This window comes from Natrinema thermotolerans, assembly GCF_031165565.1.
In the GTDB taxonomy this organism is placed as follows: Archaea; Halobacteriota; Halobacteria; order Halobacteriales; family Natrialbaceae; genus Natrinema; species Natrinema thermotolerans.
Map to the genome: position 1 here is coordinate 2,192,320 of NZ_CP101873.1, position 20,089 is coordinate 2,212,408.

Annotated in this window: 20 protein-coding genes; 8 read left to right on the top strand and 12 right to left on the bottom strand. The window is 67.8% G+C overall.

Translation table 11 applies throughout. The annotated features are described in order from the left end of the window. Window positions 1–58: 58 nt before the first annotated feature. The gene (locus NP511_RS11285; RefSeq protein WP_049965116.1) at window positions 59–655 is read left to right on the top strand and encodes a DUF8170 family protein; all 597 of its coding nucleotides are present in this window, start codon (window positions 59–61) and stop codon (window positions 653–655) included. A gap of 63 nt (window positions 656–718) precedes the next feature. Next, window positions 719–1,645: an ornithine cyclodeaminase family protein gene (locus NP511_RS11290; RefSeq protein ID WP_049965405.1), complete on the top strand. Its 927-nt coding sequence runs from the start codon at window positions 719–721 to the stop codon at window positions 1,643–1,645. 222 nt (window positions 1,646–1,867) lie between these two features. Here the strand turns inward: NP511_RS11290 and endA are convergent, their stop codons facing one another. From endA to NP511_RS11335, 9 genes are all read right to left on the bottom strand, one after another. Beyond that, entirely contained in the window at window positions 1,868–2,944 is a 1,077-nt protein-coding gene (gene endA, locus NP511_RS11295; protein ID WP_049965403.1) for a tRNA-intron lyase, read from the bottom strand. Window positions 2,945–3,225: 281 nt separating this feature from the next. Next, window positions 3,226–4,002 (bottom strand): DNA topoisomerase I, encoded by a 777-nt coding sequence (locus tag NP511_RS11300; protein ID WP_049965115.1) that lies wholly within the window; start codon window positions 4,000–4,002, stop codon window positions 3,226–3,228. Between the two features lie 269 nt (window positions 4,003–4,271). Further along, window positions 4,272–4,937 (bottom strand): DUF4382 domain-containing protein, encoded by a 666-nt coding sequence (locus NP511_RS11305; RefSeq protein ID WP_049965114.1) that lies wholly within the window; start codon window positions 4,935–4,937, stop codon window positions 4,272–4,274. A 501-nt stretch (window positions 4,938–5,438) separates the two neighbouring features. Continuing rightward, complete coding sequence (locus NP511_RS11310; protein ID WP_049965113.1) at window positions 5,439–6,140, bottom strand: hypothetical protein; 702 nt, start codon at window positions 6,138–6,140, stop codon at window positions 5,439–5,441. A 150-nt stretch (window positions 6,141–6,290) separates the two neighbouring features. Next, window positions 6,291–7,481 carry a helix-turn-helix transcriptional regulator gene (locus tag NP511_RS11315; protein WP_049965112.1) on the bottom strand — a complete coding sequence of 397 codons (1,191 nt, stop codon included), beginning with the start codon at window positions 7,479–7,481 and terminating at the stop codon, window positions 6,291–6,293. Between the two features lie 111 nt (window positions 7,482–7,592). Beyond that, window positions 7,593–7,838 (bottom strand): hypothetical protein, encoded by a 246-nt coding sequence (locus NP511_RS11320; RefSeq protein WP_006648646.1) that lies wholly within the window; start codon window positions 7,836–7,838, stop codon window positions 7,593–7,595. A 127-nt stretch (window positions 7,839–7,965) separates the two neighbouring features. Next, window positions 7,966–8,316 carry a hypothetical protein gene (locus NP511_RS11325; protein ID WP_006648647.1) on the bottom strand — a complete coding sequence of 117 codons (351 nt, stop codon included), beginning with the start codon at window positions 8,314–8,316 and terminating at the stop codon, window positions 7,966–7,968. 161 nt (window positions 8,317–8,477) lie between these two features. Continuing rightward, window positions 8,478–8,852, bottom strand: a complete 375-nt coding sequence (locus tag NP511_RS11330; RefSeq protein WP_049965111.1) for a hypothetical protein — start codon at window positions 8,850–8,852, stop codon at window positions 8,478–8,480. Window positions 8,853–8,876: 24 nt separating this feature from the next. Continuing rightward, window positions 8,877–9,431, bottom strand: coding sequence for a hypothetical protein (locus NP511_RS11335; protein WP_049965110.1), 555 nt, complete (start codon window positions 9,429–9,431; stop codon window positions 8,877–8,879). 307 nt (window positions 9,432–9,738) lie between these two features. On the opposite strand from NP511_RS11335, the gene NP511_RS11340 reads away from it, so the two are divergent. Continuing rightward, a complete protein-coding gene (locus tag NP511_RS11340; RefSeq protein ID WP_049965109.1) occupies window positions 9,739–10,338 on the top strand; it encodes a DJ-1/PfpI family protein in 600 nt (199 codons plus the stop codon). Window positions 10,339–10,631: 293 nt separating this feature from the next. Then, window positions 10,632–11,282, top strand: a complete 651-nt coding sequence (locus tag NP511_RS11345; RefSeq protein WP_006648653.1) for an HAD family hydrolase — start codon at window positions 10,632–10,634, stop codon at window positions 11,280–11,282. Window positions 11,283–11,298: 16 nt separating this feature from the next. Here NP511_RS11345 and NP511_RS11350 read toward each other — a convergent pair whose 3' ends face one another. The 3 genes from NP511_RS11350 to NP511_RS11360 form a co-directional block, all read right to left on the bottom strand. Next, complete coding sequence (locus NP511_RS11350; RefSeq protein WP_049965108.1) at window positions 11,299–13,653, bottom strand: DEAD/DEAH box helicase; 2,355 nt, start codon at window positions 13,651–13,653, stop codon at window positions 11,299–11,301. Window positions 13,654–13,708: 55 nt separating this feature from the next. Next, on the bottom strand, window positions 13,709–14,305 hold the full coding sequence (locus tag NP511_RS11355) for a DUF7978 family protein (protein ID WP_049965107.1): 597 nt from the start codon (window positions 14,303–14,305) through the stop codon (window positions 13,709–13,711). A 125-nt stretch (window positions 14,306–14,430) separates the two neighbouring features. After that, window positions 14,431–14,946 (bottom strand): PH domain-containing protein, encoded by a 516-nt coding sequence (locus tag NP511_RS11360; RefSeq protein WP_049965106.1) that lies wholly within the window; start codon window positions 14,944–14,946, stop codon window positions 14,431–14,433. 147 nt (window positions 14,947–15,093) lie between these two features. Here NP511_RS11360 and lipA point away from each other — a divergent pair, with 147 nt between their 5' ends. The 4 genes from lipA to NP511_RS11380 all read left to right on the top strand — a co-directional run bounded on the left by lipA (window position 15,094) and on the right by NP511_RS11380 (window position 20,085). Further along, window positions 15,094–16,062, top strand: coding sequence for a lipoyl synthase (lipA, locus tag NP511_RS11365; RefSeq protein ID WP_006648657.1), 969 nt, complete (start codon window positions 15,094–15,096; stop codon window positions 16,060–16,062). 277 nt (window positions 16,063–16,339) lie between these two features. After that, complete coding sequence (gene pdhA, locus NP511_RS11370) at window positions 16,340–17,449, top strand: pyruvate dehydrogenase (acetyl-transferring) E1 component subunit alpha (protein WP_006648658.1); 1,110 nt, start codon at window positions 16,340–16,342, stop codon at window positions 17,447–17,449. 3 nt (window positions 17,450–17,452) lie between these two features. Continuing rightward, on the top strand, window positions 17,453–18,442 hold the full coding sequence (locus NP511_RS11375; RefSeq protein WP_049965105.1) for an alpha-ketoacid dehydrogenase subunit beta: 990 nt from the start codon (window positions 17,453–17,455) through the stop codon (window positions 18,440–18,442). 2 nt (window positions 18,443–18,444) lie between these two features. Further along, entirely contained in the window at window positions 18,445–20,085 is a 1,641-nt protein-coding gene (locus tag NP511_RS11380) for a dihydrolipoamide acetyltransferase family protein (RefSeq protein WP_049965104.1), read from the top strand. The last annotated feature ends 4 nt before the right edge of the window (window positions 20,086–20,089 follow it).

The window sequence follows — 20,089 nt, forward strand, 5'->3', positions numbered from 1 at the left end:
ACAACTGATCTGGCACTGACCACGCAATTAATATTCTTTCCGGAACGATTCGAGAGCGATGGAACCCGGCGACGATGACGGTGATGGCTCCGAACGCGGTTTCCCGGACGAAGACGAACTCCTGACTGAACTCGAGGACGTCAGCCTCACTCCGAGCGACCACCAGCGGATCAAGGACCTCGTGAACGGTCCGGAGATGGATCGTATCAGGGGCGACGATCGCCGCTATCTAGTCGCCGGGGCAGGAGGTGAAACGGGGGCTGCAACCCGACGCGGGATCGTCTACGATCGCCTCGATGCACGGACCGATCCGCCGGCAGTCGCGATGCAACTCGAGGACTTCGGGCTCACGCCCGAGGATATCGAGTTGTGGACGCGCGTCTTCGATATCCTCTGTGGACGGGCGACGCACATCGTCGCCGTCATCGAGGACTTCGACGGCGGGTACGTCTGGGAACTCGGGTTACTGTTCGCGCCCACCTATCGCGATAAGACGTGGGTACTGAAACGACGCTATCCGGACCCGGAGACCGAGCGAGAACGCTACGACAACGGAATGGCCGCTTCGTACGTCGAACTCCTGCTAACGGGTGACCGCGCATACGAGTGGCTCGACGCCGACGAACTCCGGGACGTCGTCGACGAAGTTCCGTGACGCTCGAGCTCCGGATCCGTCGGGCCACATACTGTTATGGGTGCGCCGTCCGACCGGGCATCCGTGACCGAATTTCCCATCCTCACGGACGGTGACGTCTACTCGCAGTTCGACTACGACGGGGTCGTCGACGCCGTGCGCGACGCCATCGCCGAACGCGCGGCCGGCACGCTCGAGGCCCCGCCGCGCTGGCGGGTTCCGGCCGGCGGGGGCGACCTCGTCTTTACCGCGGGGGCCGCGACTGGGCCGACCAACGCCGCCGGCTTTCGGGTCTACGAGACCCACGGGACCGGCGACGACCATACGGAACTGGTGGCGGTCTTCGACGCGGCGACCGGCGCGTTCGAGGGCCTGCTCGCGGGCCACGCCGTTGGCGGGCTTCGGACCGGCGGCATCGGCGGCGTCGCGATCGATGCGCTCGCTCGTTCCGACGCCGACACGCTCGGGATTCTGGGAACGGGCTTTCAGGCGCGGGCGCAGGTCGGTGCGGCGTGTGCGACTCGGGACTTCGACGATGTCGCGGTCTACAGCCCGACCGCCGAGGGCCGCGAGTCCTTCGCCGACACCCTCGAGGGCGAGGTCGAGCCGACCGTTCGCGCGGCCGCCGACCCCGAGCCGGTCGTCCGCGAGGCCGACGCGCTCGTCTGTGCGACCAATAGCGAGGAGCCCGTGTTCGACCCCGACTGGCTCGAGGCCGGCACCCACGTCACGACGATCGGCCCGCGGTTCGACGACGCCCACGAACTCCCTCTCGAGGCCGTCGACCGGGCCGACGCGATCGTGACCGACTCGCTCCCGCAGGTCGATGCCTACGACCGCCCCTACATCGCCTCGGGCGCGGACCGCGACTGGATGGTCGAACTCGCCGCCGTCCTCGAGGACCCCGATCTCGGCCGCCAGCGCGCGGACGATATCACGCTGTTTTGCTCGGTCGGGCTGGCCGGGACGGAGGTCGTCCTCGGGAAGCGGTTCCTCGAGCAGTTCGTGTAGCGGACAGCCCTTCCTCTGGGTGGCGCGCGCTGTCGGCCAGCCGAACGTAGTGAGGGTGGCCGACGACGTTGCGCGAGGGATGAGTGAGGGAACGGCGTGACCGAACGAATCGGCTGGGGAGGGCGTGGCTACGCCGTGTTGCCAGTTTGAGCAGGACACTCGTCGTTTCGTCCTCGTTGCCGGTAGAACGCTCGTCTTCGGCACCGATACTCTGGCCAGTTACTAGGGCGTCAATCGCTCGAGCGACCACCACTCGATCCCGTCGCCGTCGGCCGCCTCGTCGCCCACCAGCGCGAACACCATCGTCTTCCGGACGCCATGTGCCAGCCGCACGTCCAGCGCCAGATCCCGCGGCTCGAAGACGTGGTCGGCCGGATGTACCCGCACCAGCAGTTCGGAGTGGCCCAGGTTCTCGACGGACTCCACGTCGGCGTAGGTCCGGAAGTCAGCGCCGAACTTGTAGCCCGTCTTCGGCACGACGCCGCGCTCGCGCAGTGCCGCGTAGACCCGCAGCCGCCGATCGAACCGCTCGCCCTCGACCTCACGGCCCCGCTCGCGGACCGTCGTCGGCTCGAGATCGATCGCCTCCCGTTCGGCCAGATAGGCCGCCTCGAGCAGGGAACACTGCAGCGTCGGCTCGTCGTACTCCCTGCCCTCGAGGGGCTGGCCGTAGAACGTCCGCTCGTAGAGGTCAAGCGGCGGCTCCCAGACGACCACCCGGTCGGCCAGCAGGTCGGCCTCGCAGCCGTCGGGTAGGTCGGCGTCGGACCCCGACGTCCCGGTGGGATCGCGCTGATCGACCTCGAAGTAGGTGATCTCGCTCTCCTCGTCGACGACCGCCAGCACGCCCGGCTGGAGTTCCGCGGCGGGAATGTCCGTCCGCTCGCCGACGATCCGCAGGGCGTAGGCGATCTCACCGTCGCCGGGGCCTTTCCCCCGCGGGAAGACCGCGAAGTCGGCCGCGCCGCCCGGCGGGTCGGCGACCCACGGCTTCGCGGCCGGCGAGAGGTAAAAGCCCCGCGAGCGCAGGTCCGCGTAGACCAGAAATCGCACGCCGAAATCGTCACCGGGTTCCCGAGCGATGAACTCCCGGAACCCCAACCGCTCGCCCCCGTCGGCGTCGACGACCGCCTCGAGGTCACCTCGGTAGAGCAGATGGGCCGCTTCCACGGGTGCGAGCGCGATCTCGTTCCCCTCGAGCGGGTAGCCGTACCCCCGCGAGTCGTGATACCGCTGGCGCGCGTCGCCGCCGACCCGGACGACGCCGTCGGCCGCGTCGAACCGCCCCTCGAGTGTCATGGCCGGGTGTTTGCCGGCCGGCACTAAGTGGCTGCGGATCGATTCCTCTTCGTCGATCGTGAGCGAGAGATCGCTTCGGATGCAGCCTCCCCGAAAGCCCCTGCCTCGCTCCAGTCGCAGGACTCGCTGTGGTCCTCGCCTCACTTCGTTCGGCTGCGGTCCTTGCGTCGTCCGGCTTCCCGGAGCGAGGCAGCCCCTTTCAGTCCCGCCCACCGCAGCGGCGGCTGATCGGGGTGCTGTCGTGGAGGTGTGGTCGAGGGTCGACGGGACCGGTGGTCGGTTCAGTCGTCGGCCGCGGCGTCGCTCTCGAGCGGCCCCTCGAGCGCCCGGTCACAGGTCGCGTCGAGACAGCGGATCCCGCTGGCGGTTTCGAAGGTCGGCAGCCCACAGCCACACTCGCCGTCGACCACGCCGGCGGGGACGGCAAAGCCGATCTCACAGTCGGGATAGTGTTCGCAGCCGGCGATGAGCCCGCCACGCCGGAGGATCCGGAGGTCGCCGTCGCAGTCCGGTTCGGGGCAGTCCCACTCGCGGTCGAAGGCCTCTTTGACCGCCGCGTCGAGCGATTCACAGCCCCGATCGAGACAGACGTTGAAGGCCAGCCCGCGCTCGACGCGCATCTTGGGGAGGCCACAGTCGCAGTCACATTGGTCCTCCCGGACCGTCGCGTCGGCGGGGACGCCGTACTCGTCGCCACAGCCGACACAGTGGACCCCGCTCGAGCGCACTAAGGTCCCGTCGCAGTCGGGACAGGTACCGATGGGGGTCCCGGCCGCCGACGAGGGGTAGTGGGCGAACCCGTCCTGCTCGTGGGCGGCGATCCGTAGCGTCTGGGTGTCCTTCTTCGCGACGAGGGTGAAGTCGCCGGTCCGGTCGCTCGAGACGCTGTCGGCGCGAGTCAGCCACGCGACGGGCTGGTAGCCGTCGGTGTCGTGGACCAACACGGTGTTGTCGGGCTTGACGATCGTGGTCACTCGACCCCGGTACTCCTCGCGGTCGCCGTTCTCGGCGATGACGGTACAGTCACCCGCAAGCACGCGGATCGCGTCGTCGATCATGGCCGCGTTGGCCGCGGTATCGTACTTAAATTCGCGGCCGAGAAACCGGGAGATCGCTATCGCGCGCTCGAATTCGGTCGCTGGTCGATCACGCCATACTGGCACCCGTTCGCGTTACTGCCGCCGATTGGCACGCGCTGTCGGAATCGCCGCGGGTTCCAACAAGCCGATCCCCAGTGCAGCGAGTACCCAGATGGCGAGGCGGTGAGGACGACCGCCACGACGATTGTCAGTGGCGAACCGATCGGCCAAGCAACAGCATCGCTGTGCTACCCGCTATTTTGCGATGTGTCCTCGTACTCGACCTGCGTCCCGTTCGCGACGGGTTGGAGGAGATACTGTTCGGTCTGACCGCGACGAACGGGTGTGAAGTCACCCACGAAGGTCGTCGTCTGGTCCTCGCGGATCTCGAACCGGTGTTTGAACTGCAGTGGCGCATCCCCGGGCGTTCCGACGTCGGCCTCGCCCCCGTCCTCGAGGACGCCCTCGACGCCCGTCACGTCGAGCTGGAGGAACTCGTATTCTTGGGCGTCGAGTTCGCGTTCGTCGACTAGCTGCGTGTTCCCGTTTTGCAGTTTCACGAGGTCCGCCTCCTGCGGGTCGTCGAACTCGTGGTACTCGCGCCCATCGCTTTCGTCGACATCGCCTTCATCCTGTTCTTCGACGGTCTCGTTCCCGTCTTGCTGCTCGGTAGTCTCGTTGTCCGTGGAGTCAGTGCCGTCGTCATCGGCGTCGTCGCCGCTCGGTTTGACCCAGATCCCCTGGATCGTGACGATGCATGACTCGAAGTCGGCGATGTCTCCCGGTTGGTCCGTGACCTGCGTTGCGAGCGTCCCGGTCGCCGCGTTCGCGCCGGTACAGCCCGCTAATCCGATCGATCCTGCCGTTGCGATACCTGCCGATTTGAGATACGTCCGTCGATTGAGTTCTGTCATGAGTGTGAATTCGTGTGGTCCGCGTTCGACCGCCGTCCAGTTCCGTGCGTCAGTCGTTTCGTCCCGTTCATCGCAATTGTCCCTTCTCGGACAGTCACTTAATCCGGATAGTTGATGGCGACGAATTTCGCCGATTTGGCCGCATTTAGGCGGGTCTTGCGTTTCGCTACAACTCGAGCGGCGTCGCCGTGTTCGCGCCGCGACGGTTCGTCGGAGCGCGATTCGTCGATCCCCCGACGGTCGGCCCCAGTCACAGCCATCGGGGTCGTCGAGATGTCTCTGAGCTAGTAGCGTACGGACGCGGTCCCTGGCTCACAGCGCGCGTTCGAAACCGTCTCGATGGCGTCCTGTGGCTGCCCTCGTTCGGCAGGTGCGATCCGGTCGCGATGACGTCGGGACGTGTCTCGTCCCTCTATCCGACGGATTCGTCGGACGGCCTCGTCGCCCAGTGTACTGCTACTCACGGACAACTGGCTTCGTCGCGACTCGGTCGATACCGTCTCAGCCGTCACTCGCCGCGCCGTCGGTTCCAGCGTTACCGTCCGCGCGTTCGTCGGACTGCGACTCGCCGTTTCCGTCGTTCGATCCGCCGGGAGTCGGATCCGCGTTCGTCGATCGGCCAACGTCGTCGCCGGCGATCGAGCGAGCAGTCTCCGCCGTCTCGGGGCCGCCGAGTTCGCCCGCGCGGTCCCGGAGCGTCCGGATCGCCTCGGCGTCGACCCCGCTGTCGGCGAGCGCTCGGTCGGGGACCTCGCTCGCGGCGGTTTCGGCCGCGGCGGCCCGGCGCTCGATCCCGCGCATCTCCGCGACGGCCGTCGCGACTTCCGCCCGGTAACGGCCCTCGCTGATCTCGCCAGTCTCACGGGATTCGTTCAGGGTCGCGAGGCGGTCCTCGAGTTCCGCCAGTCGCTGCCGGCTCTCGTTGACTTCCGTGGCGATGACGGCCGCTTTCGTCTCGTTCGTCTCGGCGCTGGCGAACCGCACGCCGAAGGCCCGCTCCGAGACGTCGCCCTCGAGTTCGGCGTTCTGGACGCCGACGGCCGCGGCGAACTGTTCGCCGGGGGCGATCGAGTCGTTGCCTGCCTCGTCGGCGGTCCCGTCCTGAGCGCCGCCGTTCGGGGCGACGGTCGCCGCGGCCAGCGGGACCGCGACTGCAGCGACGAGCAGGACCGCAACGAGCGTGATCGATGTGGGTCGGTTCATTGGTGGTGGGTGTCGCTCGATCGATACCAGGCGGGGCGAGGACTTGGGGTCATCGACGGTTAACGCCGTTTAACGCTGTTTTCGATCCGCTCCCGTCCGGCGATTTCGACGGTTTTCGCTCCGCACCCGTCTCGGTCGGCCCGACGCGAGTCATTCGTCCTCATCTGCCGAGTCCGGGACGATTCCGTCGTCGACCTCGGGCAGCGAGAGGACGTTCTCGCGGCCGAGCCGGAACGACTCGAGCTTGCCGTCCTCGCGGAGCCCGCTGACGACCTTGCTGGTCTTTGCGTCGGTCCAGTCCAGTTCCTCGACGACCGCCTGTTGTTTCATCCGGCCGCCCCGCTCTTTGACCAGCCGAAGGACCTGTTCCTCGTTGCTCAGCAGTTCCGTGTCGACCCCCGCGGCCGCGCTCGCGGCCGCGGCGTCGCTTGCCGGGTCAGACGTGCCCGCCGGACTCGAGTCGGCGGCCGATGCGGTCTCGGCAGCCGATCCGGATGGCGACTCGGTGTCGGTACCGGACGCGGACCCGCCCCCGGAGCCGGCCGCAGGGGTCCCGTCGCCGTCGCCGGGCCGATCCGCCGTCGGCTTGCGGGTCCGGTACCACCACGCGCCGGCGGCTCCGAGGCCGAGCAGGACGACCACCCCGCCCGCGATCAGCAGCGGACTCGAGCCGGTCGCGCCGCCCGCGGCGGTGACGACGACGCGGGGCTCGTCGTCGACGAAGTCGGTGTCGTCGCCCCGCCAGATCACGGCCCGCTCGCGCTCGTCGTCCGGGTCGGGCGCGACCGACGTTCGCTCGTAGCCCTCGGGCCACTCGATCAGCAGTCGGGTCCCGTCGTCGAGGTAGAGTCCCGCGACGGCGTCGCCGGCCCGGAGCCGGTCGCCATCGACGGCGGCGAACCCGTCCCAGCGGAACGTGTACCTGACCACGCCGTACTCGCGGGCGAACGACTGGCGCTCGGTCTCGACGGAGAAGTCGGTGGCGGCCATCTCCCGCCCGGTCGCGTTGCTCGCCGTCGCGACCGTCCCGTTCATCCGCTCGGCGAACCGCGCCGTGTGGTTTGCCGGATCCTCCCGGATATCGTCGCGTAACGACTCGAACGCCGCCTCGCTCTCGTTGTCGTCGAGTCGGATCCAGAACTCGAGGGTCCAGTCGGCGCTGCCGTCGGCCCGGAGCGCGACGTCCATCCGGACCTCGTCGGCGTCGATCCCGTCCTGCTGGAGGGTAAACGGCTCCGACTGGGCCCCTCCCGTCGCCACCGTTCCGGTCGCTGCAATGGGACCGGCTGCGACGAGTAGTAGCGCGACGACCGCGACCGTCACGCCGGCGCGACCGTTCATACGGGTCGGTACTTCCCAGCTCGCTTAAAACACACGGATGTCGGAAAACGGCACCTCACACGCTAAAACGGGATTCCGTGCCGGATTCGACGAGAACGTATTGGGAGACTATCACTCGCCGTTACCGTTCGGGATGGCCGCGCCATTACCAGGCGTGACGCTCCGGATGGCCTCGCCGACGGCCTCGAGGGCACCGCCGAGGACGTCGGTGATCGTTTCGAGGAGGTCGGAGACGAAGTCCGGAACCCGATCGGGCAGGTCACTCGGCGGGCCGTCCGCGGGCTGTGCCGCCGCGGCACCGGTCGCGCCGAGGAGGAGTGTCAGTGCAACCGCGATCGTGAGTATCGGTCGTTGCATCACGGCTCGAGCGTGGCGGCTCACCCCTATCAACCGGGCAGTCGGTGACCGCGATTTGCGCCGATTTGAGCCGGATGTCGCCACCGTCGGCTGGGTATTGATCGCCGTCGGCCGATGGCAGGGCCGCTTACGCCCCCGGGACGCCGAACGCGCCGACGCCGAGTCGGAAGACGGCGTTGAGGACGAACAGGATCGCGATCGCGGCGAGCCACGCGATGAATCCGATGGCCGCGGCCGCCCCCCAGCCGCCGGGGTAGCGCCAGTTGATCACCCAGACCCAGGCGATCAGGGCGAGGATCGGGCCAAACAGGGGGATCCACGCGGTCAGTCCCCACGCGAACCCGCCGAGGATCGCCGTGACGAACGCGTGTGAGTAGTCGTCCACGTCGGCGACGACCCGCGCGCTGACGTAGATTGCCAGCCCGCCGACTACCAGTGCGACCAGAAACGCGACGAACGAGCCGACGATGGAAACCATACGAACCGGTACGCTTTCAATACACTTGATACCTCCCTCGCGATAACCGCCCGTGTGAGGCCGTCGCCGCCGGGGAGACGGTCGTGTTCGGAAGAAGCGTCAGCGGGGTGGTGGGGGATACGTCAGCGGGACAGGTACGGAACCGTCAGCGGGAGCGCGATTCAGGTGCCCGGCACGCCGAGTGCCGACACCGAGCCGATACCGACCAGCTCGAGGGCCGCGAGGACGACGACGGCGGCCGCCCAGGCGGCGACGCCGACCCCGGCCGACCGGAGCCAGCCGAGGTCGTAGCGCCACTTGACGACCGCGACCCAGGCGACGATCGCCAGCAGGCCACCGAGCAGCGGCACCGACTCGAGGACCGCCCAGGCGAGGGCGGCCAGCAGCGCGGTCACCACCGCGTGGCCGTAGTCGCGGGTCTCGGCGACGACGTAGGTGCCGGCCTGGAGGGCCGCGCCGCCGACCAGCAGGCTCACGGCGAACGCCAGCAGTCGGTCCTCGAGTCCGAGCGGTGCCGGCTGTGCGAATGGGGGCATAGGTGTGTAGCGTTACCGGGTGGTCTATTCGTCGGTCGAGTCGTCGTTTTCGTCGGTTTCGTCGTCAGCGTCGTTGTCCTCGTCGGCGGTGTCGCCAGCGTTGCTCTCGTCTGACTGTTCGTCGTCGGTTTCGTCGTCAGCGTCGTTGTCCTCGTCGGTGGTGTCGCCGGCGTCGCTCTCGTCGGAGTCGTCACCGCTCTCGGTCGCGTCATCGTCGTCGGCAGCGTCCTCGTCGTCCGGCGTGACCTCACTGATCGCATCGCCCAGCGAGGTCTCGAGGTCGCCGCTCAGGAACGCCGAGATCCGGTCGTGGATCGCGGAGACGTGGTCGGGAACCTGTTCAGGGAGGTCGACGGCGGGCCCCTGCCCGTTCCGGTCGTCAGCGTCGGCGGCTCCGTTCTCGCTGCCGTTGTCGTGGTCGTCCGCGGATCCTGCGCGGTCGTTCGCAGGGTGGTCGTCGGCAGTACTGTCCGCGCCCGTGTCCACGGACACGGGAGCGGAGCCGGGTGCCGCGGCGGCGAACCCGGTGGCTGCGATCAATGCGGCGAGTGCGACTGCGATGATGGTCGTTCGGTTCATAGCTCGCATCCGATTCTCGGCGGGTCGACGCACTTGAAGGGGTGACGCCGTGAACGCGCTTTGCCGCCGTTTTCGGGAGTTTGACCGACGGTTTCGCCCGTTTGTGCCCGGTTTACCGCGATCCGAGTGCCGGGGGGTCGGCGACACCCGGGCGACTCCGGCGCGACGACGGGACGGCGCGTCGCGCGACACGTGCCGCCGCCTCGAGCGGGCCGACCGACGGCTCGGGACGGGCGATCGAGCGGAGTGTCCAGCGATGGCTGCCGAAGACACAAACGGCTTTGCTCGTCGCCGGCGACGAGGAGGTATGGCCGATATTGCTGCCGAAATCGTACTATTCGACGGCTTCGACGAACTCGATGCGATCGGTCCCTACGAGGTCCTCCGGAACGGGGCCCAGGCTGGCGCGTCGCTCGAGACGCGGCTGGTGACCCTCGCGGAGACGGATCCCGTGCGGGCGAGCCACGGGCTCCGCCTCGAGCCCGACGGGACGCTTGGGGAGCCGGATCTGCTGCTCGTTCCCGGTGGCGGGTGGACGACCGAGGGCGGCGTCCGGGCGGCCGTCGAGGACGGCGCGCTCCCGGAGGCCGTCCGCGAGCGCTACGACGACGGGGCGACGATCGCCTCGGTCTGTACCGGCGCGATGGTGCTTTCCGCGGCCGGGATCCTCGAGGGCCGACCGGCCGCGACCCATCCCGTCGCCGTCGACGACCTCGCGGCCACCGCGGCGACCGTGGTCGACGAGCGGGTCGTCGACGACGGCGACGTCGTTACGGCCGGCGGCGTGACCTCGGGGATCGATCTGGCGCTGTGGCTGCTCGAGCGGGAGTTCGGCGGCGAAATCGCAGAGGCGGTGACCGCGGAGATGGCCCATGAGCGGCGCGGCGACGTGTTCGGATTGGAGTGACCGCTGGGAACGACCGACGAGAGGCGTCCTGCTACCGTGGCAACACTGAGTAGCCACGCCCTCCCCAGCCGATTTCTCCGCACGGGTGCGATGCACCCGTTCGGACGGTTCGCGGGACCTGCAGTTCCGCGCTAACGCTCGCTCCGGAGTCGCTCGCTCATCCCTCGCACAGTATCGTCAGCAGCCCTCACTATCGTTCGGGCGGCTGACAGCGCGCGCCACCGCACAGAGTAGCCACTGCTCACCGCGTCGTGCCAAACGGCTATCCGTCACGACCGGATAGCCTGGGTCACATGAACGCAGTGTTGTTCGATATGGACGGCGTGTTGGTCGATAGCGAGGACTATTGGGTCGAGTTCGAGCGCGAGGAGATCTTTCCCGCGACCGTCCCCGACGCCGAGGTCGACCTGGCCGAGACCAGCGGGATGAACTTCCGCGATATCTACGACTACCTCGAGGCCGAGTACGGGACGGCCATCTCCCGTACGGAGTTCGTCGCACGCTTCGAGGCTGCCGCCGAGGAGATCTACACCGAGCGGGTCGCCCTGCTCGATGGTCTCTACGATCTGCTCGCCGAACTGGACGACCGCGGGGTCGACACGGCGCTGGTCTCCTCGTCACCCCACGACTGGATCGACATGGTCCTCGAGCGATTCGACCTCGAGGGGGCGTTCGACCGCGTGATCAGCGCCGACGACATCGACGCGGCGAGCAAGCCCGAACCGGACGTCTTCGAGTACGCGGCCGCCGAACTCGGCGTCTCGGCTGTGGAGTGCGTCGTCGTCGAGGACTCCGAAAACGGGATCGAAGCCGGCGACAGAGCGGGCGCGACCGTCGTCGCCTACCGGATCGCTGCCCACGGCGACATCGACCGCTCGAGAGCCGACGCGGTCGTCGACTCGTCCGCCGAACTCCGGGCGACCGTTCTCGAGTCGACCCTCTGATCGCAGCGCGAAGCCGTTATTCGACTTCGACCGTCCGGCTCGCCGTGATCGGTACCAGCGGCTCCTCCGGGAAGGCGACGCTGACGGTAAACTCGAGTTCCTCGGCATCCGCGCCGAAGACGCCGACCGGAACGGTCTCCGCGTCGCGCAGGTAGGTGTTCGAACTCGTCATTTCCACGCCGTTGACGGTCACCCGGATCCCTGCGCGGGCCGGCTCGCCAACGTTCCGAACGGTCACGTCACAGACTTCGTTCTCGCCGGTCGCGACGGTCTCGGGGAACTGCCCCCAGTCGATCTCGAGGGCGGGCAGCGACGACGCACCCTCGGCGACACGCTCGGCGACGCCTTCCGAGAGGCCGGCGTCGATCAGCCCCTCGACGCCGGCGTCGGCGACGTCGCCGGGCGTCGACAGTCCCTCTTTCGCGAGCTTGCTCGCGCGGCCCGGCCCGACGCCGTCGATGGCGGTCAGTCCGACCGCGTCCTCGGCGACGCCGTTCTCGATGCGGGCCTCGACCCGCCGTGCGAGGTTCGCGGCGTGGGGACCGACGAACCGATCGAGGAAGGCCCCCAGCGCGGAGACGAGCCGGGTCGCGTTGCGCCGGATGGCCCACGCGTCGCTGCGCAGTTCCGCCGGCGTCGACCCGCTCGCCGCCCCGCGCAAGATTGCGAGGACCTTCCGCTCGCCGGCGTCGAGATCGTCGGTGTCCTCGCCGACTAAGACCGCGGATATCGCGTCGCGTTCGTCCTGTCGGGCCGACACCGAGTCGAACTCCTCGGCGGTCGCGACCGTCTCGAGGACGTCCCCGGCCGTGATCGGGCCCGATTCGGCCCGGTCACAGAGCGCGGCGAAGCGGGCGGCCGTATCCAGCCGGAGGTAGTACTTCGAGGTCAACACGCCCAACGGCGTCGCCTCGATCGAGAGGTCCTCGCCGGTCTCGACGAAGCCGCGCTCGACCAGCCCCTCGAGGCAGTCCCGGACCCGCTCGCGCAGGTTCGGAAAGTCGTACTCGTCGGGTTTGGACTGGCCGCGCACGTAGTAGAAGGTCGTCTCGAGCCAGTCCATCACGTCCTCGAGATCGGTGATCGTCCCCATCGCGATCTCGGCGTTGAGATGCGTCTCGAGGCTCTCCGCGAGCCGGGACTCGATCTCCTTGCCGTCCCGGAGCAAGCGGCGGTACTTGTCGGCCTCGCTCGAGTCACAGACGACCCAGCCGTAGCCGACGTCGTCGTACCCCGGGCGGCCGGCGCGGCCGAGCATCTGGAGGACGTCGAGCGGACTCATATCGACCTCGCCCTCGAGGGGATCGTGGTATTTCGTATCCCGGATCACGACACAGCGGGCCGGCAGGTTGACGCCCCACGCCAGCGTCGACGTCGAAAAGAGGAGTTCGATGTGGCCCTGTTTGAACCACTCCTCGACGAGGTCCCGCTCCTCCTTCGAGAGGCCCGCGTGGTGGAAGGCGACGCCGTCGAGGATCGACTGCCGGAGGGTGTCGTTGTCGATCGCCTCCTTCAGATCGGTGTGGAAATCGTAGTCCCCCCGGACGCCCATCGAGACGTCGCGTTCGGCGATCTCGTCTCTGGCCTTCTTGGCCGCCTGGACGGTGTCCTGTCTCGAGGAGACGAAAACCAGCGCCTGGCCGTCCTCCCGGAGGTGTGGCTCGGCGAGATCGAGCGCCCGGTAGAGCCGGCGGTACTTGTCTGCGAAGGCGTTGTCGCCGTGGGTGTAGGTCCTGACGCCCGATTTGAGATCGACAGGCCGGTACTCGTCGCCGAACTCGAAGGTGGCCTCCTCGGGGGCGTCGAGCCACGCCGCCACGTCGTCGACGTTTGGCATCGTCGCCGACAGCGCGACGATGCGGGGCGCACAGAGCCGTCGCAGCCGGGAGATCGTCACCTCCAGCACCGACCCCCGTCGGTCCGCGTCCAGCAAGTGGACCTCGTCGATGACACAGACGTCGATGTCGGTGACGAAGTCGTAGCGACGGGAGTCGTGTTTGCGGGTCGCCGAATCCAGTTTCTCGGGGGTCATCACGAGGATGTCCGCCCGGCGCGCGCGGCGGGGGTTGAGATCGCGCTCGCCGGTGACGACGTAGACCGAGTAATCCAGCGCCTCGAAGCGGTCCCAGTCGTCCTCTTTCTCGTTGGTCAGCGCCCGCATCGGGGCGATAAACAGCGCGGTGCCGCCGTCGGCTAAGGCCTTACAGATCGCCAGTTCCGCAAGCGCCGTCTTCCCCGAGGCCGTCGGCGCGCTCGCGACCACGTTCTCCGACGACTCGAGCAAGGCCGGTAGAGCCTCGCGTTGCATGCGGTTGAACTCCTCGAAGGCGAAGGCGTCGGCGAACTCGGGGAGAACCTCGGCGACCTCCATCACACGGACAGGAGAAGCGGCGGGTCAAAGGCGTTTCCTTCGAGGCGTCTCCCGGCTACCGCGACGCGAGGACCGTCGCGATCGCGGCCCCCAGCGTGGCGAACACGAGCGGGTAGATCACACCGCCGAGGAGGACTGCCGGCACGAGCGCCGGTGCGACCGTCCGCGTCGCTTCGATCCCGAACGCCGACACCTCGGTCGTCGATTTGGCGGCGACCGCGCCGACGCTCAGCACCGCCGAATAGCCGATCATCACCGGGAGCCCGATGGTGATGGCGTCGCCGAGTTCGCTCGCTCCCAGCCGGACGGCCAGCCCCGCCCCGGCCGCGATCAGCGCCAGCGGGACGACAACGTACAGCAGGTCCGCGGCGCCGCCCGTTCGCGCGATGAGATCGAGGGTGTCGGTCCCGCCGACCGAGCCGACCTGTCCGGTGAGTTCCACGTCGACCATGTGGGCCTCGTAGAAGTACCAGGCAGCGCCCCGCCAGTCGGCGACGCCGTCGCCGAACCGCTCGCGGACCTCGCTCCCGATCAACAGGTAGGTGACGAGATAGCCGATCGCGGCCGTCAGGACGCCGACGCCGGCGCTCGCCGCGATGCTCGAGCGGCTCGATACCACGGGTTCGCCGGACGCCGTTTGAGTCGTCGACATCGTATCGGGGGTCCCCAGCCCGCAATAATGGGTCTTGTGGTCCTCATACGGTTTGCTGTACCGATGTACCGGTGGGGCCGCAACCGCCCTGTGGTCCCACTGGCGGTGACTTACGGGAGACCGTATCAGACCGCCGACTCGTCGGCCGCGACGGCCTCGAGCTGGTCGCTGAGCCGGCTGCTCGCCCGCTCGGGGCTGGGTACCCGTTCGAAGGTCAGCTCCGGCTCGCCCGAGCCCGCGGTGTAGACCGTCAGGTCGCCGTACCCCAGCATCCGGCCGATCCACGACTGGCGGAGGCTGGTGTTCTGGACCCGCTCGAGGCGAAACTGGGTGACGTCCCTGGAGACGACGCCGCGTTTCTTGTAGAGTTCCGTGGAGGTGATGACATAGCGGGTGTTCGTCCAGACGAGATAGCGGGCACCGGCGACGGCCGCGCCGACGACGGTCACGAGAACGCCGAGGATCGTCAGGGTCCCGACGCCGTCGGTCCCGCTCCAGCCGGCGAGGAGAAACCCCGCGATCGCGATTCCGATCCCGACCGGGAGTCGCGTTCCCATCGTGACCGGATGGGGACGGCTCTCCCAGACGACATCCTCGTCGTCGCTGATGTGGAACCAGTCGGGAGTCGAGCCGAGGGCCATCGGCCCCGCCTATTCCGTACCCGTCCGTAAAGCTATCGGGGTAACGGACCGGTTAATGGTGATTCGAGCGAGTCGAGCGTCCGTGCTGGCTCCGCGGACCGTTCGCCGGACCACCACGGTTTTTGGCTATCGGCCCGACGTACCGGTATGAGTCGCGCGCGAAAGCCCGACTGGCTGAAGAGCCGCCCCCCGTCTGGCCAGGAGTTCGCCGGCATCCGCGAGACACTGCGCGAGTACGACCTCCATACCGTCTGCGAGGAGGCAAACTGTCCCAATCTGGGCGAGTGCTGGTCGGGTCGTTCGGGACCCGGCGACGGGTCGGCCGACGGCGGAACGGCCACGTTCATGCTGCTGGGCGATCGCTGTTCTCGAGCCTGCAACTTCTGTGACGTACAAACGGGCGGCATGGAGCCGCTCGATCCCGACGAGCCCGCGAACGTCGCCGACGCGATCGCCGAGATCGGGTTGGACTACGTCGTGTTGACCAGCGTCGACCGCGACGACCTTCCCGATCAGGGCGCGGGCCAGTTCGCCGAGACGATCCGCGAGATCAAGGCCCGCCATCCCGGCATCCTCGTCGAGGTGTTGATCCCGGACTTCCAGGGCGAGGAACGGCTCGTCCGGAAGATCATCGACGCCGAACCGGACGTGATCGCCCACAATGTCGAGACCGTCGAGCGCTTGCAGTTCCCGGTCCGGGACCGCCGTGCGGGCTACGAACAGAGCCTCTCGGTCCTGGAACAGGTCGACCGCGAGTCCGACATCTACACGAAGACCTCGATCATGCTCGGCCACGGCGAGTACGATCACGAGGTCTATCAGACGTTAGCGGACTGTCGCGAGCGCGGCGTCGACATCGTCACGCTGGGCCAGTACTTGCGGCCTTCGCGGGACCACCTCGCGGTCCAGCGCTACGACCACCCCGACAAGTACGAGACGTGGCGGCGCGTCGCCGAGGCGGAACTCGGCTTTCTCTACTGTGCCAGCGGTCCCATGGTCCGCTCGTCGTACAAGGCCGGCGAACTGTTCGTCGACGCCGTGTTGCGCGAGGGCAAGAGCCTCGAGGAGGCGAGAGCTGATGCCCGTCGCTCGAGGCCCCAGCAGACGGGCCACTGAGCGACGGCCGACGGACCGTCTCTGGCCCGCCGGCTCCGTCCATCACGAGTCGCCCGCGATCGAATTTCGAGTTCGTCCAGTCCGACACCGATTCCCCGATTCGAATCCAACGAACGTCAAAGAATGACCTCTTTCGCTCGCTTTCACCCGATACTGTTCGGTATTGGGCGGTGATTCGATAACTGCCAGGCAAGAATCACACCAATAGTAACGTATTTTGGGAAACTCCTTTACCTTGAGCGATAGTTCAGTAGGGTATGTACAGGTGGGTCTTCCTGTGAGTACGATACAACGCGATCCCCGTGAGCGAGTACAGGTTCTCGACGACACCGGCCGCGTCCTCGACGACGCCGACGTACCCGACCTCTCCGAGGACGAACTCGTCGAGATGTACGAGCAGATGCGGCTCGTACGGCGATTCGACGAGCGGGCCGTCAGTCTCCAACGCCAGGGCCGAATGGGGACGTATCCGCCCCTGTCGGGGCAGGAGGCCGCACAGGTCGGCAGCGCTCACGCGCTCGCCGACGGCGACTGGGTCTTCCCCAGCTACCGCGAACACGGCGTCGGCTTGGTTCGCGGTCTCTCCCTCGAGCGAACCCTGTTGTACTGGATGGGCCACGAGCGGGGCAACTACATCCCCGAGGACGTCAACATGTTCTCGGTCGCGGTCCCCATCGCGACCCAGATCCCCCACGCGACCGGCGCGGCCTGGGCCTCGAAGCTCAAGGGCGAGGAGAAGGCCTTCGTCTGTTACTTCGGCGACGGCGCGACCTCGGAGGGTGACTTCCACGAGGGGCTGAACTTCGCCGGCGTCTTCGACACGCCGTCGGTCTTTTTCTGTAACAACAACCAGTGGGCGATCTCCGTGCCCCGGGAGCGCCAGACCGCGAGCGATACCCTCGCCCAGAAGGCCACCGCCTACGGCTTCGACGGGGTCCAGGTCGACGGCATGGATCCGCTGGCGGTCTACAAGGTCACCAAGGAGGCCGTCGAAAAGGCCAAAGACCCCGATGCGGACGAACTGCGACCGACGCTGATCGAAGCGGTCCAGTACCGGTTCGGTGCCCACACCACTGCCGACGACCCCTCCGTCTACCGCACCGACGAGGAGGTCGAACGCTGGAAACAGAAGGATCCCATCCCGCGTCTCGAGACGTATCTGCGCTCGACCGGGATCCTCGATGACGAGCGAGTCGACGCGATCGAGGACCGGATCGAGGACGACGTGGCCGACGCCATCGAGGGGGCCGAGTCGTTCGACCGGCCCGACCCCGAGGAGATCTTCGCCCACGTCTACGAGGGGATGCCCCGACGGCTGCAACGGCAACTCGAGTACTTCGAATCGATTCGCGAGGAACACGGCGACGACGCGCTCTTGGAGGGCTAACACATGGCAGCAGAATCAGAGAGTCTGACGCTGGTACAGGCGGTCCGGGACGGACTGCACACCGAGATGGAACGCGACGACGACGTCATCGTCATGGGCGAAGACGTCGGGAAAAACGGCGGCGTCTTCCGCGCGACCGAGGGGCTCTACGACGAATTCGGTGACGACCGGGTCGTCGACACTCCGCTGGCCGAATCGGGCATCATCGGCACAGCGATCGGGATGGCCGCCTACGGGATGCGGCCGGTCCCCGAAATCCAGTTCCTGGGCTTTATCTATCCTGGATTCGACCAGATCGTCTCGCACGCGGCGCGCCTGCGAACGCGCTCGCGCGGGCGATTTACGTGCCCGATGGTGATCCGGGCCCCCTACGGCGGCGGCATCCGCGCCCCGGAACACCACTCCGAGTCGACCGAGGCGATGTTCGTCCACCAGCCCGGGCTCAAAGTCGTCGTTCCCTCGACCCCCTACGACACCAAGGGGCTGTTGATCAGCGCGATCCGAAGTCCGGATCCGGTGATGTTCCTCGAGCCGAAGCTGATCTATCGGGCGTTCCGCGACGACGTCCCGAACGAATCCTACGAGGTACCGCTCGGCGAGGCGGCCGTCCGCCGCGAGGGGTCGGACGTCTCGGTCTATACGTGGGGCGCGATGACCAGACCGACCCTCGAGGCCGCCGAGAACCTCGCCGAAGAGGGGATCGACGCCGAGGTCGTCGACTTACGGACGCTGTCGCCGTTAGACGAGGAGACGATCGTCGAGTCCTTCGAGAAGACCGGCCGCGCGGCGGTCGTCCACGAGGCCCCGAAGACCGGCGGGCTGGGCGCGGAGATCACCGCCACCTTACAGGAGGAGTCGCTGCTGTATCAGGAAGCGCCGATCGAACGAGTCACCGGGTTCGACACCCCGTTCCCGCTGTACGCCCTCGAGGACTACTACCTCCCCGAGGCGGCGCGCATCGAGGACGGCATTCGACGGGCCGCGGAGTTCTAACCATGGTCAGGGAGTTCGAACTACCGGACGTCGGCGAAGGGGTCGCGGAGGGCGAACTGGTCTCGTGGCTGGTCGAGCCGGGCGACGAGGTCACCGAGGACCAGCCGGTCGCGGAGGTCGAGACCGACAAGGCCCTCGTGGAGGTCCCCGCGCCGGTCGACGGCACGGTCCGCGAGTTACACGTCGAGGCGGGCGAGGTCGTTCCGGTCGGGACGGTGATCATCTCGTTCGACGTTGCAGGTGAGGAGACCGAGGGAACTGCAGAGCCGACCGAATCGGAGCGGGAGACGACGAGCGAACACGCCGGCGGTGACGAGCCGAGCGAGCAGCCGGGCGATCCCGGTGCGACCGGCGCCGACACCGAGGCCGTCGCGCCGCCCGACGACCGCGTCTTCGCGCCCCCGCGCGTCCGCCGGATGGCCCGCGAGCGGGGGATCGACCTCTCGAGCGTTCGGGGGAGCGGTCCCGGCGGGCGGATCACCGCGGCCGACGTGCGGGCCGCGGCGGGCGGCGAGTCCGGCGGCGAAACGGCGGGATCGCAGTCACGGAGCGCCGTCGCGACGGCAGGTGAGGCCGCGTCCGAGACGGCCGATTCGACCGCGACCGGTACTACTGGGGAGACGGCCACCGAAAGCGCGGCGACGGCAACCGCGGACTCGAGCGCCCGGCGACACGAGACGCCGGGGCAGGTCGAGTCCGCCGACCGCGACAAAACGCTGGCAGCGCCCGCAACCCGTCGGATCGCCCAGGAGGAAGGCGTCGATATCGACGCCATCCCGACTGACGAGGAGCGCGACGGCGAGGCCTTTGTCACGCCCGAGGCGGTCCGTGAGTACGCTGCGGCCCAGCGACAGGCACAGGAGGCCGACCGCGAATCGCTCGAGGCGGGCGAACCGGTCGGGACGACGGGCGCTGACTTCGCCGAGGGCGAGCGCGAACGTCGCGAGCCGTTTACGGGTGTGCGCAAGACGATCGCCGACGCAATGGTCGAGTCCAAGTACAGCGCGCCCCACGTCACTCACCACGACGAGGTCGACGTGACCGAACTCGTCGCGGCCCGCGAGGACCTCAAACCGCGCGCCGAGGAGCGTGGCATCCGGCTGACCTACATGCCGTTCATCATGAAGGCCGTCATCGCGGCGCTGCACGAATACCCCGAGATGAACGCCGTCATCGACGAGGCCAGCGAGGAGATCGTCTACCGCGATTACTACAACATCGGGGTCGCGACCGCGACCGACGTCGGACTGATGGTCCCGGTGATCGAGGACGCCGATCGGAAGGGGCTCTTGCAACTCTCCTCGGAGATGAACGAGGTCGTCCAGAAGGCCCGCGATCGAACGATCAGTCCCAGCGAACTGCAGGGCTCGACGTTTACCATCACCAACATCGGCGGCATCGGCGGCGAGTACGCCACGCCGATCATCAACTACCCCGAGGCGGGCATTCTCGCGATCGGGGAGATCAAGCGCAAACCCCGCGTTGTCACCGACGAGGACGGCACCGAGTCGATCGAACCCCGTTCCGTGATGACCCTCTCGCTGTCGTTCGATCACCGACTGATCGACGGTGCGGTCGGCGCGCAGTTCACCAACACCGTCATGGAGTACCTCGAGAACCCGCACCTACTATTGCTCGAGTGACCGA

What these genes read in the sequence shown, in the direction of transcription:
- NP511_RS11285 (WP_049965116.1), top strand. Translation starts at nt 59, where the DNA reads ATGGAACCCGGCGACGATGACGGTGATGGCTCCGAACGCGGTTTCCCG.
- endA (WP_049965403.1), bottom strand. Translation starts at nt 2,944, where the DNA reads ATGACACTCGAGGGGCGGTTCGACGCGGCCGACGGCGTCGTCCGGGTC.
- NP511_RS11300 (WP_049965115.1), bottom strand. Translation starts at nt 4,002, where the DNA reads ATGATCGACGACGCGATCCGCGTGCTTGCGGGTGACTGTACCGTCATC.
- NP511_RS11305 (WP_049965114.1), bottom strand. Translation starts at nt 4,937, where the DNA reads ATGACAGAACTCAATCGACGGACGTATCTCAAATCGGCAGGTATCGCA.
- NP511_RS11310 (WP_049965113.1), bottom strand. Translation starts at nt 6,140, where the DNA reads ATGAACCGACCCACATCGATCACGCTCGTTGCGGTCCTGCTCGTCGCT.
- NP511_RS11315 (WP_049965112.1), bottom strand. Translation starts at nt 7,481, where the DNA reads ATGAACGGTCGCGCCGGCGTGACGGTCGCGGTCGTCGCGCTACTACTC.
- NP511_RS11320 (WP_006648646.1), bottom strand. Translation starts at nt 7,838, where the DNA reads ATGCAACGACCGATACTCACGATCGCGGTTGCACTGACACTCCTCCTC.
- NP511_RS11325 (WP_006648647.1), bottom strand. Translation starts at nt 8,316, where the DNA reads ATGGTTTCCATCGTCGGCTCGTTCGTCGCGTTTCTGGTCGCACTGGTA.
- NP511_RS11330 (WP_049965111.1), bottom strand. Translation starts at nt 8,852, where the DNA reads ATGCCCCCATTCGCACAGCCGGCACCGCTCGGACTCGAGGACCGACTG.
- NP511_RS11335 (WP_049965110.1), bottom strand. Translation starts at nt 9,431, where the DNA reads ATGAACCGAACGACCATCATCGCAGTCGCACTCGCCGCATTGATCGCA.
- NP511_RS11340 (WP_049965109.1), top strand. Translation starts at nt 9,739, where the DNA reads ATGGCCGATATTGCTGCCGAAATCGTACTATTCGACGGCTTCGACGAA.
- NP511_RS11345 (WP_006648653.1), top strand. Translation starts at nt 10,632, where the DNA reads ATGAACGCAGTGTTGTTCGATATGGACGGCGTGTTGGTCGATAGCGAG.
- NP511_RS11350 (WP_049965108.1), bottom strand. Translation starts at nt 13,653, where the DNA reads ATGGAGGTCGCCGAGGTTCTCCCCGAGTTCGCCGACGCCTTCGCCTTC.
- NP511_RS11355 (WP_049965107.1), bottom strand. Translation starts at nt 14,305, where the DNA reads ATGTCGACGACTCAAACGGCGTCCGGCGAACCCGTGGTATCGAGCCGC.
- NP511_RS11360 (WP_049965106.1), bottom strand. Translation starts at nt 14,946, where the DNA reads ATGGCCCTCGGCTCGACTCCCGACTGGTTCCACATCAGCGACGACGAG.
- lipA (WP_006648657.1), top strand. Translation starts at nt 15,094, where the DNA reads ATGAGTCGCGCGCGAAAGCCCGACTGGCTGAAGAGCCGCCCCCCGTCT.
- NP511_RS11375 (WP_049965105.1), top strand. Translation starts at nt 17,453, where the DNA reads ATGGCAGCAGAATCAGAGAGTCTGACGCTGGTACAGGCGGTCCGGGAC.
- NP511_RS11380 (WP_049965104.1), top strand. Translation starts at nt 18,445, where the DNA reads ATGGTCAGGGAGTTCGAACTACCGGACGTCGGCGAAGGGGTCGCGGAG.